This window comes from Streptomyces sp. V4I8 (assembly GCF_041261225.1).
Lineage (GTDB): Bacteria > Actinomycetota > Actinomycetes > Streptomycetales > Streptomycetaceae > Streptomyces.
Window position 1 is genome coordinate 777,822 of the sequence record NZ_JBGCCN010000001.1, and the last position, 15,559, is coordinate 793,380.

The following is a 15,559-nucleotide window of genomic DNA, read 5'->3' on the forward strand; positions in this document are numbered from 1 at the left end:
GGTGTCGTTCTCGGCACCGGTGTGGCCCTCGGTACCGCTGTCGCCCTCAGTACTCAGGGGGCGGCGGAGCTGATCCGGGCGACCGCGGCCGACAGATGTTCCTGCAACTCGTCGGAGAGCGCGTCGCCCTTGACCGCGGTGACCAGGTCCCCGGCCAGGGAGTGCAGTTTGGTGTTGGTGTTCTGGGAGGCCGTGACCAGGACCGTCCAGGCCTCGTCGGAGCTCAGGCTGAAGGAGGCCATGAGGATGCCGCGGGCCAGGTCGATGGTCGGCCGGGTCTGCATGGCCCGTCGCAGTTGGGCCACTTCGATCCGCAGGTCGTGATGGGCGTCCTCGGAGACGCCCTGGTCCTGGGCCGCTTCCTGGGCGTGCCCGGCCGCCGCCTCCTCGTCCGGGTCCGGGTGGCCGAAGAGCGCGTGCGTGCTGGTCAGGGTGAGCAGGCGGTCGACCACCGCACTGGTGGAGTGGATGACGACCGTCTTGGACTGCTCCAAAGCTCTGTTGCGCAGATAGAGCAGGATGTTGAGGGCCGAGCAGTCGCAGAAGGAGACGCCCTGCAGATCCAGTTCGATGCCACGGACCGAGCGGCTCAGGGCGTCGCGCAGGACGCTTCGAAGCCGCTCACTGGCGTCGAGGTCGAGTTCCCCTGAGACCGTCACCCTCACCCTGTCACTGTCCGTGCGGCCGGTGGTGACCAACACACACAGCGGGCCGGCCCCCGAGGCACCTTCGGTGTCCGCACGATCGACAGCGCCCCCGTTGGGGGGGTGCGCAGAGGACGCGAGCTCCGGCATGACCGCCTCTCCCTCAAGGTGCTCCCCGTCGTCGTCCGTACCAGAGTGAACCCGAACTGCCGAACACGTCAACAGATACATGAAATGCAGTGCGTGTTTTTGTATACGTGAACCCTCAGTCGTAGGGTTGGCACATGGATGGAGTCCCTGAGCCGCACACCGGATGGACATTCCTCACCAACCACGCCCGCGTGCTGGCGGCCATTGCCGACAACCCGAACGTCCGCATCCGCCATATCGCCGCGCATTGCCGGCTCACGGAACGGGCCGTCCAGAAGATCATTTCCGATCTGGAGCGAGACGGCTATCTGTCGCACACCCGCGAGGGGCGCACCAACACCTACCGGATCGACCCCGGCAAGGTGTTGCGGCACCCCGCGGAGGCCGGTCTGAAGGTGGCCGAACTGCTCTCGCTCCTCGTCCAGGCCGAAGCCGCACGCGGCACCGCCCCGCAGCAGCTGAGGGCGGCGCGTCCGCGGATGCCTGTGGACGGCGGCTGAGCGGTCACCGGCCACGGCCGGCGGCGGAATCAGCTGAGGCTCGGGCTCAGCACAGGACGCGCAGTGCTCCAGGCAGGACTCTGACCGTGACCGGGAGGGTCGCCTCGACCTCGCCGTCCGCGCCGTAGGGCACCTCGCGGTCGGCCGCGATACGGATCTCCCTGCCGCGCAGGATCTCCACCTGCGGGCGGTGGACGTGGGCGCCCGTCTTGAGGTCGTTCATCAGGGAGAAGAACAGCCGGCGCGGTGCCTCACGGATCATCACGATGTCCAGCAGGCCGTCGTCCACGCGGGCGTCGGGGGCGATGTGGCGACCAGAACCGTAGTAGCCGGAGTTGGCGGCGACGACCGTGTAGCCGGTGTGCAGATGTTCCTGGCCGTCGACGGTGACCCGGTAGCGCGCGGCGCGCCAGGTGGTGACGGCGCGCAGGCCGCCCGCGTAGTAGGAAGCCGCTCCGCGCAGGAGTGTGGCGTTGTTGGCGTGGCGGTTGGCCAGCGCGTCGACGCCGGCGTACACGCTGCCGAGGACCACCGTGCGGTGATGGACGGCCGACTCGACCTCGATGGTGTCGACCTGCCGGGGCTCGTGGTGGAGCAGGACCTGGGCGAGCGCTGCCGGGTCGGTGGGCAGGTTCAGTGCCCGCGCGAAGTCGTTGCCGCGGCCGGCCGGGACGAGGCCGAGCAGGGCGTCGGTGCCGCTGAGGGCGCCGCCGATGCCGCCGGCGATGCCGTCGCCGCCCACGGCGAGCACCACCCGGCCCCGCTCTCCGGCGTCCCGGGCGAGCTCCCGGGCGTGTTCCAGGCTGCGGCTGTACTCGGTCTCCAGGTCGGCGCCGGCCTCCCGCAGCGGCCGGGCCACGTTCAGAAGTGCGGCAGCTGAGGCGGATCCCCCCGCCGTGGGGTTGACGATGGCGGTGAACTGTCGCATCGATGTGCCTTTCGGGCCGACGGGAGGGCGCTGCCGGAGGCGGGCGGGTGGGCGGATGATCCAGTGGATGGACGATCCGGTGGACGAATGGTCCGGTGGACGGCGGGTGGCCGGCCGGTGGGTCAGTCGAGGGGCAGGAGGACGCCGGGGCTGAGCACGCCCGCCGGGTCCACTCGTCGCTTCACGGCACGCAGCGCCTCGATCCCCAGAGGGCCCGCCTCGCGGACGTACCAGTCCCGGTGGTCGGTGCCCACCCCGTGGTGGTGGGTGATCGTGCCGCCCGCGCCGAGGATCGCCTCGTTGGCGGCGTGCTTGGCCCTCTCCCAGTGCGCCACCGGCTCGTCGCCCTGGGCCGAGACGACGGTGAAGTACAGCGAGGCGCCGTTCTCGTAGACGTGGGAGATGTGGCACATGATCAGGGGCGGGGTGCCGGCCTCGGTGAGCGTGGTGGTGAGGGCGTCGCGGACGGACGCGTACAGCTCGGGGACACGTGACCAGAAGGTCGCCGTCTCCAGGGTCTCCGCGAACGCCCCGGCGTCCAGCAGGGCGTCGCGGAGGTAGGGGGCCGAGTAGCGGCCGTGCGCCCAGCGCTGTCCGGGCTCCTCGCCCAGCGGGGTACCGCCGCACGCGCGCAGGACTGCGGCGGCCCGCTCCCTGCGGTACGAGGTGTCCTCGCCCGTGCCTTCGTAGCCGGTGATCGCCATGCATCCGGCCGCGGGCTGCTCCCCGGCGCCGATCGCGTCGGGCTGGGCGAGGCCGATCAGGGTCTCGGTCTCGTCGGACAGCCGTAGCACCGTGGGGCGCGGGCCGTCCTGAGCGAGGCGGCGCAGCGCCGCGGCGCCCTCCTCGAAAGAGGCGAAGCGCCAGCCCTCGTACACACAGGTCTGGGGGACGGGACGGATCCGCACCGTGACGGAGGTGATGACGCCGAACGCCCCTTCCGAGCCGAGCAGGAGCTGGCGCAGGTCGGGTCCGGCCGCCGAGCGCGGTGCGCGGCCCGTGTCGATGGTGCCTTCGGGGGTGGCGAGGGTCAGACCGAGGACCATCTCGTCGAAGCGGCCGTAGCCGGCGGACGCCTGGCCGCTGGAGCGGGTGGCGGCGAATCCGCCGATGGTGGCCCACTCGTAGGACTGGGGGAAGTGGCCGAGGGTGAAGCCGTGTTCGGCCAGCAGCGCCTCGGCCTCGGGGGCGCGCAGGCCGGGCGCCAGGGTGGCGGTGCGCGAGACCTCGTCGAGGGCGAGCAGTTGGTTCATGCGCCGAAGGTCCAGCGCGACGAAGGGGCTCCGCCGGCCGGGGGCGAGACCGCCGACGACGGAGGTGCCGCCGCCGAAGGGGACCACCGCCAGGCGGTGTTCGGCGCAGGCGCGCAGCACGGCGAGTACCTGGTCGTGGTCGGCGGGGAGTACGACGGCCGCGGGGATGTCGTCGACTTCGCCGTCGCGGATGCGCAGCAGGTCGGGGGTGGACTTGCCGCGCGTGTGGCGGACACGGGTCTCCGCGTCGGTACGGACGTGCTCCTCGCCGCCGACCGCGGTGAACAGGGCCTGGCGTACGGCGGGTTCGAGCCGCGGCTCGGGTACGACGAGGTCCTCCAGGGCGACCGGACCGGCGGTGCGCGGCTTGACGCCGAGCAGATCGCGCAGCAGCCCGGTCACGGTCTCGGGCAGCGGCGCCGCCTTGGCCGGGTCGCCCCAGCCGCTCCACAGCATGTCCATGGCTGTCGTCCTCACCGGTCGATTCGAGCGATGCCGTGTTCCGGACGGCCTCGCAGGCGTTACACTGTGACACATGACGCCTATTCGTCACAACCACTCGGACAGCGACGCGGTGCTCGACGCGGTGCGCGACTGCGTCCTGGCCGTCGGAGTCCGCCGTACGACGCTGACCGACGTGGCCCGCCGCGCCGGCGTCTCCCGGATGACGCTGTACCGGCGGTGGCCCGATGTGCGGTCCCTGGTGGGGGACCTGATGACCCGGGAGTGGGTCGCGGTGGCCACCGGGGCCATGCCCGAGCGGCGGCCCGGGGCGAACGCGCGCGGCCTGATCGTCGACGGGCTGGTGGCCGGGGTGGAGGCCTTCCGCGTCCACCCGCTCTTCCGGAAGATCATCGACGTCGACCCGGAACTGCTGCTCCCCTACGTCCTCGACCGCCGCGGCGCGAGCCAGGAGGCCCTCATCGCGCTGCTGGCCGGCGCCGTGCGCGACGGCCACGCCGACGGGTCGGTGCGCCCCGGCCATGTCGAACGGCAGGCGCGGGCCCTGCTGCTGATCGTCCAGTCCTTCACCCTGTCCCTGCGGACCATGACCGACGAGGACGACGCCGACCTGAGCAGTGAGGCCTTCCTGGCGGAACTGCGCAGCATCCTGGAAAGGACCCTCACGCCATGAGCCCCGCCACTCCCCCGCTTCCCGGCCCCGTTTCCGCATCCGTTCCCGGATCGGTTCCCGGGCCGATCCCGGGGTCGCTCCCTGCGTCGATCCCTGGGTCGTCGCTGTCCGCCGCCCGTCGCTCGCGCGAGCTGGCCGAGACCGTCGGCGGTCCGGCCGTGGACGTCCTGGTCGTCGGGCTGGGCGCGACGGGTGCCGGCGCCGCCCTGGACGCCGCGGCCCGCGGTCTGACGGTGGCCGCCGTCGACGCCCAGGACCTGGCCTTCGGCACCTCCCGGTTCAGCAGCAAGCTCATCCACGGCGGGCTGCGCTATCTCGCCTCGGCACAGTTCGACGTGGCGCACGAAAGCGCGGTCGAGCGCGGTGTGCTGATGGAGCGCACGGCGCCGCACCTGGTGCGGGCCCAGCCCTTCGTGCTGCCCCTGACGCCCCTGGTCTCCCGCGGTCAGTCCGCCCTGGCCTGGGCCGGGTTCCGGGCCGGCGACACCCTGCGCCTGGCCGCCCGCACGGCCCGCGCCACCCTGCCCGCCCCGCGCCGGCTCTCCGCGGTGGAGACCCGGCACCTCGCCCCCGCCCTGCGCACCCAGGGCCTGCGCGGCGGCCTGCTGTCCTGGGACGGCCGGCTCACCGACGACGCCCGCCTGGTGACCGCGATCGCCCGCACCGCCGCCGCACACGGAGCGCGGATCCTGACCCGCGTCAGGGCTCTGGAGCTCACCGCGTCCGGGGCCCGGATACGTGACGAACTCACCGGCGAGGAGGGCGAGATCAGGGCCCGCGTCGTGATCAACGCGTCCGGCGTCTGGGCGGGTGACCTGGTGGACGGCATCCGGATCCGCCCTTCCCGCGGCACCCACCTCGTCCTGCGCTCCGACCACCTCGGCCCCCTGCCCGCGGGGCTGCACGTCCCGGTCCCCGGCGAGACCAACCGCTTCGTCCTCGTGCTGCCCCAGGGCGACGGCCGGGTCTACGTCGGACTCACCGACGAGCCCGTCGAGGGCGACATCCCCGACGTGCCCGAAGTACCCGAGACGGACATCGGCTTCCTCCTCGACGTCCTGGGCTCCGTCCCTGGACGTCCCGGTCCAACGCGACGACGTGGTCGGCGCGTTCGCCGGACTGCGCCCCCTCCTCGACACCAGCCCGGAGGCAGGCTCCGGCGCGGCACCACGGACCGCGGACATCTCCCGCCGGCACGCGGTCCTCACCTCGCCGGACGGCGTGATCACGGTGGTCGGCGGCAAGCTCACGACCTATCGCCGGATGGCGGAGGACGCGGTGGACGCCGCCGTCGCGACCCACCGGCTCACCGCCGGCCCCTCCCCCACCGCCTCGCTCCCCCTGGTCGGCGCCGCGTCACCCGGCACGCTCGGCTCGGTACGGGCGCCGCGTCGCCTTGTCCAGCGCTACGGCACGGAGGCACCGGCCGTCCATGCGCTCGGCGTACGCGACCCCCGGCTGGGCGAACCCGTACTGCCGGGTCATCCCGTCACCGGCGCCGAACTGCTGTGGGCCGTACGCCACGAAGGCGCCCTGGACGAGGCCGATCTGCTGGACCGGCGTACCCGGATCGGGCTGGTGCCGGCCGACCGCGAGGCGGCGCTGGACGCCGTACGTCAGGTACTGGGCGAGGTGTCGACGCAGGTGGGTGAGGTGTAGGGGCAAGGGCATCCCGTGGGACGCGTCAGGCGTCGCCGCCGCGCCGGATACGCCACACGTTGTCGTCCCGGAAGCCCTCCACGCCCTCGGGCGACACGCTCACACTGCGTACCGTGTCCAGCGTCTCCACGGTCCAGTCGGCCTCCGGCAGCGCGAGTTCGTCGAGGACGCTCCGCAGCGTCGGGAACTCCGCCTCGAAGGGGGGCTCGCTCTGCCAGGACGGCCAGTCGGCGTGCATGACGAGGAGCAGGGTGCCGCCCGCCGCGACCGCCGCGGCGGCCTGCCGCAGGATCCGCGGCTGGTCGAGGGCGACCGGCGACTGCAGAAACTGGGCGTTGACCAGGTCGAAGGATCCCTCGGGGAATGTCTCTCCCAACTCGTGGCGCTCCCAGGCCGTACGGCCGCTCACGCCGGCCTCGGCGGCATGCCGGGCGGCGCGCTCCAGAGCCGTGTGCGCGATGTCGACGCCGGTGACGCGCCAGCCGCGCGAGGCGAGCCATACGGCGTCGGCGCCCTCGCCGCAGCCGAGGTCGAGCGCGCTGCCCGGCCGCAGGGCGGAGGCCTCCCGTACGAGCAGCGAGTTGGGGCGGCCGCTCCACAAGCGGCCGCCGTCCCGGTAGCGGCCCTCCCAGAACTCGGCGGCCTTCGAAGCGTCGACGGTCTTCGGAGCGGGGGTCTCGGTCATGGCATCTCCCGGTGCGCAGAGGTGGTTGCGTTCACGTTGAAGAAGCCTGCGGGACGCTCCGATGCGCGACAAACAGTCTTGCCGGTTCGGCAAACCGCCGGGAGAACACGGCCACAGGACCACAGGACTACGACCTTGGTGCCGGTCCTCCTGGGCCCGCGGCCCGATTCCCCGGGCCGGCAGCGCCGCTTAGCGTCGAGCCATGCGTATCGGACTGCTAGGAACCGGCAACGTCGCACGCGCGCTCGCCCAGGGCTGGCGAGCCGCAGGACACGACATCCTGCTCGGATCCCGTGAACCGACGGGACGGACGGATCTCGGCCTGCCCGTGGCGGACTTGGGCGGGACGACGGCCCACGCGGAAGTGATCGTGAACGCGACCCCGGGGAACGTGTCCGTGGAACTGCTGCACTCCATCGGCGCGTCGGCCCTGGCCGGCAAGGTACTCGTCGACGTCGGCGTCGGCCTCACCGATGACTACACCGAGCTCTCGCACCCCAACAGCAGCCTGGGCGAACAGATCCAGGAGGCCTTCCCCCTGACCCCCGTCGTCAAGACGCTGTGCACGATGGACTCGACCGCGATGATCGCCCCGGACAGTCTCGAGGGGCCGAGTACGGTCTTCCTCTCGGGCGACGACGCCGAAGCCAAACTTCTCACCGGCCGGCTGCTCACCGACCTGGGCTGGCCCCGGTCGTCCCAGCTGGACATCGGGGGCATCACCACCGCACGCGGGCAGGAGCACTTCGCTCTGCTCTTCATGGGGATCGCCGGCGGACTGGGCGCCCACACGTTCAACATCAAGGTGGTCCCCCGCGCCGCCGACTAGGTCAGTGCTCCGGCGCCTCCAGCCAGAACCCGGAGCGGATCCGCCAAAGGTCGAGGAGTGCCGTGTCGCCCTTGGTCTCGACGGCGGTCGTCGGCCGCTTGTAGAAGTACAGGAGCAGATCGGTCACCGGTCCGCGTGCCGTCGCGGTGGCGCCGTCGGCCCCGGAGCGCAGGACGGGGCGCTCGCCGGTGAGGTCGACCAGCCACTCTCCGGCGTCGGTCGCGTCGAACTGGAGCGTGCGGTCGGGGCCGAGCAGGTCGGGCAGGTCCGGGTGGGGCTCGAAGGCCTCGGGGAAGGTGGAGTACTCCAGCCACTCCTCCACCGCGTCGACGGCGAGGTCGTGGTCGAGAGCGAACTCGGCTCCGGCGGCCCGCGCCGCGTCGGCCCGGTGCACGACCGTCTCGTAGGTCATGCGCCGTGCCCAGAACGCCACCGGCGCCGGCCGCTCCTCGGAGGGGTTCCACGCCAGGGCGTCGGGTCCTGCGGCGCGGAGGGCGGCGCTGAGCCGTGCCGCGCCCTCGGTGAGCCACGGGATCAGGACGGTCGCGTCCTCGTGGGTGTAGGCGGAGAGGTCGTTGACCAGGTCGTCGGGGAGCGGGCCGGTGGACCGGGTGCGCACGAGCTCCTCCGCCCAGCGGTGGTCGCCGCCGACGTGCCGCAGCAGCCGGCCGAGGTTCCAGCCGGGGCAGGAGAGCACCGGAGCGGTCATGTCCGCGCCACGCACATGGGAGGTCAGCCGCTCGGTCTGGGAGACGATCTCGTCGCAGTAGCGGTCGAAGCTCAGCGAGGTCATCGCCTCATCTTGCCGCAGGCCGCGATGTGATCGGCCGGGGGACCGCGCGCCGCCTTGTCAGTGGTCTCGGATACCGTATGCCGCCTGAAACGAGATCCGCAGGCAGGATCGGGTGGGGAGAGAGAACACCATGCTGGTGGGGGCAAGACAGGCACGTCGTCGGATGGCCCAGGTGGCCTTGCTGGCCGGGGTGCTGACGGGCTGCTCGGGGGCGGCCGAGGACGACACGAAGACGACGGCGAGCGCTACGGCCTCGGCCGAGGCGGCGAGTGACGGCGATACGGCGGTGAAGAGCGGGGGCACCATCGGCGCCGCCGGATCGGCCTGCGAGCTCCCCGTCACCTTCGACATCGCCCAGTACTGGCAGGCGGAGGCCGTCGACGCCGGGACGGACAAGGACAAGTCGGCCGACAGCGGTGACGGCTCCGGCGCTGCCGAGGAGGAGGAGCTGGCCCAGGAGATCGCCGACGCACTCCTGCGTCAGGGCCCGGTCACGGCGGCCTGTGAGGTCGACGCCAAGCCGGCGGGCAACATCGGCTTCCTGCGCATCTGGACGGGCAAGCCCGGTGCCGACGACGCACGCACCGTGCTCGAAGCCTTCCTGGCAGAAGAGAAGGGCGTGAGCAAGGCGAAGTACAGCGCGTTCAAGGCGGGCGACATCGCCGGGGCCGAGGTCAAGTACCTCGTCACGAGCGAGCTCCTGGAGGAGACGAAGGAGGAGAGCGCCCTGGCCGTCACCACCGAGGAGGGGCCGGTCGTCATCCGCCTCGGCGGGATGGACACCGAGGAGCACCGGGGGATGCTGCCGGCGTACGAACTGGCCAAGAAGACCCTGCGCGTCGGCTGAGCGACGGATGTGTCCGGCGCGGGCGGAACAGGCGCCGCGCCGGACACCGGTCCGGGGCCGGTCAGGAGGCCGTGCAGGAGCCGATCGCCGGGGCCGTGCTGGTGCCGTTCTTCATGACCGTGAAGCCGAAACTCGTCGATGCGCCGGCGGCCAGGCTGCCGCTGCCGTTCGGCCTCATCGTCATGACGTTGCCGCTGCTGTCCCAGCTGGGTGTGCCGTTCCAGGTCGCGGAGACCTTCTGCGGGGCCGTCACGGTGACGGTCGCGGTCCAGTTGCTGATCGCGGAACTGCCCGCGGTGATGGTGACCTTGCCGTTGAAGCGGTCACTCCACTCCTCGGCCTTGCTGTAGGTCGCCGTACAGGCGGCGCCGGGTGTGCCGCCGCCGGATGAGGAGCCGCCGAGCGCGGTCAGGACCGCGCCGTAGGCCGGCTTCTTGTTGTAGTTGCCGTCGAACAGCAGGGGCGTTCCGCTCGCGCGCCAGGAGTACTTGTCGGTGACGCCCCAGACGGTGATGCCGGTGCAGCGCGAGACCGCCAGACAGGCCCGTACGACGTTGGTGTAGCTGTTGGCCTGTGCCGTGCCCGAGCCCTCTATGTCCAGCTCGGTGATCTGCACGTCGACGCCGAGGTCGGCGAAGCGCTGGAGGTTCGCCTGGTAGTCGGACGGCACCGGTGAGGCGCTGTTGAAGTGGGACTGGAAGCCCACGCAGTCGATCGGTACGCCCCGGGACTTGAAGTCCCTGACCAGGTTGTAGACGGCATTGCTCTTCGCGTTGACGCCGTCGGTGTTGTAGTCGTTGTAGCAGAGCTTGGCGGCCGGGTCCGCGGCGCGGGCGGTGCGGAACGCCTCCTCGATGAAGCCGTTGCCGAGCTTGTCCTGGAAGGGCGAGCTGCGCCGCGCACCGCTGCTGCCGTCCTGGAAGGCCTCGTTGACGACGTCCCAGGAGTGGATCTTGCCCTTGTAGTGCTGCATGACCTGGGTGATGTGGTGGTTCATCGCCGATCTGAGGTCGGCGGTGCCGAGGCCGGCGACCCAGCTCGGTAACTGGGAGTGCCAGACCAGGGTGTGGCCGCGGACCTTCATGCCCCTGCTCAGGGCGTGGTTCACGACCTGGTCGGCAGAGCCGAAGGTGAAGGTGCCGCGGGTGCGCTCCGTGGCGTCCCACTTCATCTCGTTCTCCGGCGTCACCGAGTTGAACTCGGTGTTGAGCGTCGAGACGTACGGGGCTTCGCCCAGGTGGTTCGCCGCGACCGCGGCGCCGAAGTAGCGGCCCTTCTCGGCGGCGGCCGCGCCGAGGGTGCTCGCGGCCTGGGCGGTGCCCGCGAGTGCGGTGACGCCGGCCGTGGCGAGCAGGCCCGCCATGCCGACGGCCAGGGCGGTGCGGGTGCGCGAGCGCCGGGGCCGGCGCTCGGGAGGCGGGTCGATGGAAGTGCGGGTCACCATCTCGTCCCTCTCTGCCGAAAGTTTCGGAGTTATTTCCGAATTTCGCGGCAGACCCTAGGAGCACCACTCCCCGCCGTCAACAGGAGTCACAGAGGAACCGGTCGAGTGCCGCCGTCAGTTCGGCCGGCTTCTCCACCGGCAGTTCGTGGCCGGCGTCCAGGACGCGGATCACCGCGTCCGGGTAGGCCTTGGCCATCCGCAGCATCTGGGCAAGGGGTAGCTGGATGTCGTGGTAGCCGTGCACCATCAGCGTGGGTGCCTGGATCTCACCGACCCTGTCCAGCACGTCGAAGGCGCGCATGGCGCCGTAGAGCGTCATGACGACCTCGCGGGGAGTGTCGGCGGAGGCGCGGATGTACTCGCGGATCTCCTCGCGCGGGTAGCCGGGGGCGAAGGCGCGCTGGATGTTGGCGGCGACGAACAGCTTGAAGGGGGCGAGCGTCGAGGCGGCCATCAGCAGGGCTCGGCCCCGGCTGTAGGCCATCTTGCCGATGGAGTTCACCAGCACCATGCGCTCGACGCGCTCCGGGTGCGCGAGGGCGATGGTCTGGGCGATCATCCCGCCCATGGAGTGGCCGATGATCACGAACCGCTCGACCTGGAGGTGATCGAGGAGGGCGAGGACGTCCTCGGCCAGATCGTCGACCCTGCGCGCCCCCGCCCCGCTGCTGTCCCCGTGCCCGCGCAGGTCCAGCCGGACGACGCGCCGCTTCTCGGCGAAGTGGGCCACCTGGTGGTCCCAGCGGTGCCGGTTCGCCGTCCAGCCGTGGACGAACACCAGGGGCACACCCTCGCCTTCGCGGGGGCCCTCGTCGTCGTACGTCAGCTTCGCGCCGTCGACTTCGAGCTGCGGCATGGGTGGCCTCCTGGAGTGGGTCTTTGGTTACTGATCGGTACGGTAACCGGCCGCACCGGGTGTCGTCACCGGCGTTCTCCCAGGAAGTCGAGGATGTGCCCGAACACGTCGAGGGCCGCTCCCCTGCCGAGGAACGTGTCGAGGTGGCCGTAGCCCGGGATCTCGGTGTAGGTGATGTCCAGTTGTGGCCGGCGGTGGGCGAGGACGTCGCGGCAGAGCCGCTGGGAGTCGAGCCACAGGCCGTTCTCGCTGCCGGCCAGGAGCAGCACGGGCGTGTCGATACGGGCCGCCGCGTCCAGGGCGTTCTGCGGGAGGGACCGGTAGCGCCGGTCGGTGTCGTGCCAGCGGACGACGGTGCGGGCCAGTTCGATGCGGCGCAGGTGCGGCAGGATCCACAGCGGGGCGGGGCCGAGGAGTTCGGCGAGGCGGTCGTGGGTGGTGTCGGTGAGGTGCTCGTGGACGAAGAGCGATGCGCCGGTCCCCCAGGCCGAGTTGTGCAGGATCTGGCAGGTGGGGTCCGGGCAGGTCGCCTTGCGGGAGGCCAGGGCGAACAGCGGGGTGTACTTCGACCAGAGGCCGACCTTGCGGAAGTCGACGGGGATGTGGTCGATACGGGACTTCAGCAGTTCCCCGGCCAGGGACATGCGCAGGGAGGTGCGGCCCGCGAGCTTCGGGGTGAGGAACACACCTTGGGAGACCACGCCCGCGAGGCCGGGCACCAGGCCCGCCGTCATGCTCAGGGAGAGAGTGAGGGAGCCGATGCAGTGGGCGACGACGAAGAGGGGGCGGTCGCCGATGCGGGTGCGGATGTGGGCGACGGCCTCGGGGATGTCGTAGAGGGCGACGTCGTCGTAGGTGTAGCGGCGGCCCGTCTCGTTGTACGGCAGGCGGCAGCTGCCTCGCCAGTCGAGCAGCCAGGGCTCGTGGCCCTCGTCCAGGAGGGCGTCGACCAGGTTGCGGGTCTCGGGCAGCAGGAACATGTCGGCCGAGGCGGTGTGGCCGTGCAGCAGCAGGACGGCGGGGCGGTCGCGAGCGGGGGCGCGGTCGCCGGTGTCGACGCGGGTCAGGCCGAGGCGTACGCCGTCCGTGGTGTGGAACGGGATCTCCTCGACCTTCGCCGGGTCGAGGCGGTGGCGGAGGGGGCGCAGGGTCGTGGTGGTCCTGACCTTGCGCAGCGCCGGCCTGGTGGTTCTGGGGTTCGTCGTCCGGAAGATCATCGGCGGTGCTCCGTGGGGGTCTGGGTGCGGCGCAGGTCGAGCAGGTCCGCTGCCGCCCGGGCGAAGGGTCCGAGCAGGCCGCGGCCCATCTCCAGGCCGAACCAGGCGAGCCAGGTCAGCTTGGCGGCGCGCTTCTCCTGGCTGGTCAGGCGCGGATCCACCTTGATGCCGTCGATCTGGTCGCGTACGTAGGAGTCCGCGGGGACGACGACCTCGCCCGCGAGGCTCGCCGGTTCGCCCTCGCGGCCGAGTGCCACGGTCAGGGCCCGGGTCTGCCGCCAGACGTCGCGGCGGGCTCGGGCGTACTTGTGGCCCTCCAGCCACCAGCGGCCACCGTCGGCGTCCGTCAACTCCAGCCGGTAGCGCAGGAGTTGGTGACGCAGGCCGTGCCGCTGCGGGATGCCCTCCTCGGGGCGGACCCAGATGTCGCCGCGTGCCACGGTCAACGGCTCGGGGTGCAGGGCCGGGCAGGTGACCTCGCCGCGGACGTCGACGCGGCGGTCCGTCACGAGCTGGTGCATGCTCGCGATGGAGAGGGTGAGGGACAGCGCGCAGGGGGTCTCGGGGGCGGCGCCGACGGGACCGACACTGCCCTCGGTGGTCTCGGAGAACCACAGGTAGGGCTGGTCGTCCTTCTGCGGGAGGCGGGCGAGGCCGTCGTGGGCGAGGCGTTCGAATGTCCTGAGCTGGGCTCGTGGGTCGTAGCGGGCGGCGGGCGGCAGGCCGAGGGCCTCGACGAGCGCGGTGGTGCGGTCGGCCGTCGCGGCCGGGCCCTTCAGGGTCGCCTCGCACAGCTTCAGGGCGGTGGGGCTCTGCAACACGCGGGTGAGGAAGGCCAGTTCGGGGATCGGGTCGGCCTGGAGACGGGCCAGGGTGTCGGTGCGCCACTCGTCCCAGTCGTGGACACGGACGTGCATCCCGCCGAAGGCCATGTCCCGTACGACGTCGTCCAGGGTGTTGGGGACGCCGGTGAGGTTGTAGTCGAAGCCCCAGGCGTCGGGTGCGCAGATGGCGGCGACCGCGACGCGGCTGACCCAGTCGACCGGGGCGGCGTTCAAGTAGCGGAAGGCGGGGACGGTGCGGAAACGGCCGAAGGCCGAGATGAGGCCGCTGCTGAGGTCCTGGGGGTTGTAGGCGCCGGTCTTGGTGTGACCGCCGATGCCGCCGGGGCGCAGGGCGGTGACGACCAGGCCGTGGTCGCGGGCGCGGCGCAGGGCGACCTCCGCGGCCCACTTGGTCTGGTCGTAGCCGGCGATGAGGCGGTCGATGTGGGCGAGGGGGTCGTCCTCGCCCATGGAGGAGATGCCGACCTCGTTGAAGACGGCGATGGAGGAGATGTGATGCAGGGGTTTGGGGCGCCCGGTCGCCGCCAGTTCCGCCAGGGTGAGGGCGCCGAGGACGTTGCTGGTGCGCAGGGACTGGTAGCCACGCAGGAAGTCCACGGCGGCCGCGACCCCGACGACGCTGTCCAGTTCCTGGGCGAGGGTGTTCCAGACGTCGTCGGACAGGCCCAGGTGGGGGTGGCGGATGTCGCCGGGGAGCACGGTGATGCGGCGGCGTACCTCCGACGACCAGGGCAGCGCGTAGCTCTTGAGCGCCTCGCCGAGGCGGACCGTGGCCGCCTCCTCGTCCGCGGCCCGGACCAGGCAGTGGACATGGGCGTCGCTGTGCCGCAGCAGGTCCAGCAGCATGTGACTGCCGAGGAAGCCGGTGGCGCCGGTCAGCAGGATGCGGCGGGGCGGCAGTGGCTCGGGCGAGGCGGTGAAGGGGAGGCGGTCGGCGAGGGCCAGGTCGGCGAGGATCTGGGTGAGGTCTTCGGGGCGGGCTGCTGAGTGGGCGGGGGCGTCGGGCGGGAGGGTTGCTGGAGTCACCGGGATGACCGGGGTGACTGGGGTGACTGGGGCGGCGGTCACGCCAGAGGTGACCGTCGCCGGTTCCGCCGCTACCGCCACCGCCCCGGTGCTGCTCAGCGCGCGCCTGGCCAAGCTGATCGGCCTGGCCTCGGCGAACACCTCGTCCAGGTCGATCTCCATGCCCAACTCGTCCTCCAACACCGCGACGAGTTCCACCGCGCTCACGGAACTGCCGCCCGCGTCGAAGAAGTCGGCGTCCGGTCCGAGGTGCCCTGAGGGGAGGTGGCGGCCCGCCCGGTCGGCGATCGCGGCGGCGAGGGCGTCGACGTCCCGGGGAGGGGCGGCCTCGGTGGCCGGGGGCGCGGCGGTCCGGGGGTCGGCGGTCGGGGCCTCGGCGATCCGGGCCTCGGTGGCCGGGCCTGCGGCGGTCGGGCCTGTAGCGGTCGGGTGCACGGCGGACTGGCCCGCGGCGGTCGGATGCGCTGTCGGCGCAGGCGCACTGGGCTCCGTATCGGTGCCAGACGCTGAGCCCGTGCCCGCGCCGGCGCCCGTCTCCGCGCCCACCTCCGTCTCCGCGCCTGTGCCCGTCTCCCTGCCCGTCCTCGTCTCCACCGCCCCCGCCGCCGTCACCTTGGCCAGCAACTCGTTCACGCCGAGCCCGACCCCGCCCCGCTCGATCGCCTCCGCGGTCGCCCGTACGGCGGCGTGCGCCGACGGGTCCTCGTTCACCTCACGCATGAGAGCCCTTCATGATGTTGCTCGTCCG

The 15,559-nt window shown here is 71.9% G+C and carries 13 protein-coding genes and 1 pseudogene; 5 read left to right on the forward strand and 9 right to left on the reverse strand.

Features of this window, described 5'->3' with window-relative positions; all coding sequences use genetic code 11:
• Window positions 1–53: 53 nt before the first annotated feature.
• Window positions 54–659, reverse strand: coding sequence for an ANTAR domain-containing protein (locus ABIE67_RS03665; protein ID WP_370253028.1), 606 nt, complete (start codon window positions 657–659; stop codon window positions 54–56).
• Between the two features lie 269 nt (window positions 660–928).
• Between ABIE67_RS03665 and ABIE67_RS03670 the strand changes: the two genes are divergently transcribed.
• On the forward strand, window positions 929–1,294 hold the full coding sequence (locus ABIE67_RS03670) for a helix-turn-helix transcriptional regulator (protein WP_370253030.1): 366 nt from the start codon (window positions 929–931) through the stop codon (window positions 1,292–1,294).
• A gap of 46 nt (window positions 1,295–1,340) precedes the next feature.
• Here the strand turns inward: ABIE67_RS03670 and ABIE67_RS03675 are convergent, their stop codons facing one another.
• Window positions 1,341–2,222, reverse strand: a complete 882-nt coding sequence (locus ABIE67_RS03675) for a YegS/Rv2252/BmrU family lipid kinase (RefSeq protein ID WP_370253033.1) — start codon at window positions 2,220–2,222, stop codon at window positions 1,341–1,343.
• Between the two features lie 122 nt (window positions 2,223–2,344).
• A complete protein-coding gene (locus ABIE67_RS03680) occupies window positions 2,345–3,937 on the reverse strand; it encodes an FAD-binding oxidoreductase (protein WP_370253035.1) in 1,593 nt (530 codons plus the stop codon).
• Window positions 3,938–4,010: 73 nt separating this feature from the next.
• Here ABIE67_RS03680 and ABIE67_RS03685 point away from each other — a divergent pair, with 73 nt between their 5' ends.
• Both ABIE67_RS03685 and ABIE67_RS03690 read left to right on the forward strand, forming a co-directional pair.
• The gene (locus ABIE67_RS03685; RefSeq protein ID WP_370253037.1) at window positions 4,011–4,610 is read left to right on the forward strand and encodes a TetR/AcrR family transcriptional regulator; all 600 of its coding nucleotides are present in this window, start codon (window positions 4,011–4,013) and stop codon (window positions 4,608–4,610) included.
• Between the two features lie 65 nt (window positions 4,611–4,675).
• Window positions 4,676–6,269 (forward strand): annotated as a pseudogene (locus tag ABIE67_RS03690) (glycerol-3-phosphate dehydrogenase/oxidase).
• Between the two features lie 25 nt (window positions 6,270–6,294).
• Here the strand turns inward: ABIE67_RS03690 and ABIE67_RS03695 are convergent.
• Window positions 6,295–6,954 carry a class I SAM-dependent methyltransferase gene (locus ABIE67_RS03695; RefSeq protein WP_370253039.1) on the reverse strand — a complete coding sequence of 220 codons (660 nt, stop codon included), beginning with the start codon at window positions 6,952–6,954 and terminating at the stop codon, window positions 6,295–6,297.
• Between the two features lie 202 nt (window positions 6,955–7,156).
• Between ABIE67_RS03695 and ABIE67_RS03700 the strand changes: the two genes are divergently transcribed.
• Window positions 7,157–7,783, forward strand: coding sequence for an NADPH-dependent F420 reductase (locus ABIE67_RS03700; RefSeq protein WP_370253044.1), 627 nt, complete (start codon window positions 7,157–7,159; stop codon window positions 7,781–7,783).
• Window position 7,784: 1 nt separating this feature from the next.
• On the opposite strand, the gene ABIE67_RS03705 is transcribed toward ABIE67_RS03700, so the two are convergent.
• The gene (locus ABIE67_RS03705; RefSeq protein WP_370253048.1) at window positions 7,785–8,576 is read right to left on the reverse strand and encodes a maleylpyruvate isomerase family mycothiol-dependent enzyme; all 792 of its coding nucleotides are present in this window, start codon (window positions 8,574–8,576) and stop codon (window positions 7,785–7,787) included.
• A 130-nt stretch (window positions 8,577–8,706) separates the two neighbouring features.
• Between ABIE67_RS03705 and ABIE67_RS03710 the strand changes: the two genes are divergently transcribed.
• Window positions 8,707–9,423: a lipoprotein gene (locus ABIE67_RS03710; RefSeq protein WP_370253052.1), complete on the forward strand. Its 717-nt coding sequence runs from the start codon at window positions 8,707–8,709 to the stop codon at window positions 9,421–9,423.
• Between the two features lie 61 nt (window positions 9,424–9,484).
• Here the strand turns inward: ABIE67_RS03710 and ABIE67_RS03715 are convergent, their stop codons facing one another.
• The 4 genes from ABIE67_RS03715 to ABIE67_RS03730 all read right to left on the reverse strand — a co-directional run bounded on the left by ABIE67_RS03715 (window position 9,485) and on the right by ABIE67_RS03730 (window position 15,531).
• Window positions 9,485–10,867 (reverse strand): endo-1,4-beta-xylanase, encoded by a 1,383-nt coding sequence (locus ABIE67_RS03715; protein WP_370253056.1) that lies wholly within the window; start codon window positions 10,865–10,867, stop codon window positions 9,485–9,487.
• Window positions 10,868–10,943: 76 nt separating this feature from the next.
• Complete coding sequence (locus ABIE67_RS03720; protein ID WP_370253060.1) at window positions 10,944–11,723, reverse strand: alpha/beta fold hydrolase; 780 nt, start codon at window positions 11,721–11,723, stop codon at window positions 10,944–10,946.
• Window positions 11,724–11,788: 65 nt separating this feature from the next.
• On the reverse strand, window positions 11,789–12,940 hold the full coding sequence (locus tag ABIE67_RS03725; RefSeq protein ID WP_370253065.1) for an alpha/beta hydrolase: 1,152 nt from the start codon (window positions 12,938–12,940) through the stop codon (window positions 11,789–11,791).
• Window positions 12,937–15,531, reverse strand: a complete 2,595-nt coding sequence (locus ABIE67_RS03730) for a thioester reductase domain-containing protein (RefSeq protein ID WP_370253069.1) — start codon at window positions 15,529–15,531, stop codon at window positions 12,937–12,939. Before ABIE67_RS03730 ends, ABIE67_RS03725 begins: the two co-directional genes overlap by 4 nt.
• Window positions 15,532–15,559 lie beyond the last annotated feature (28 nt).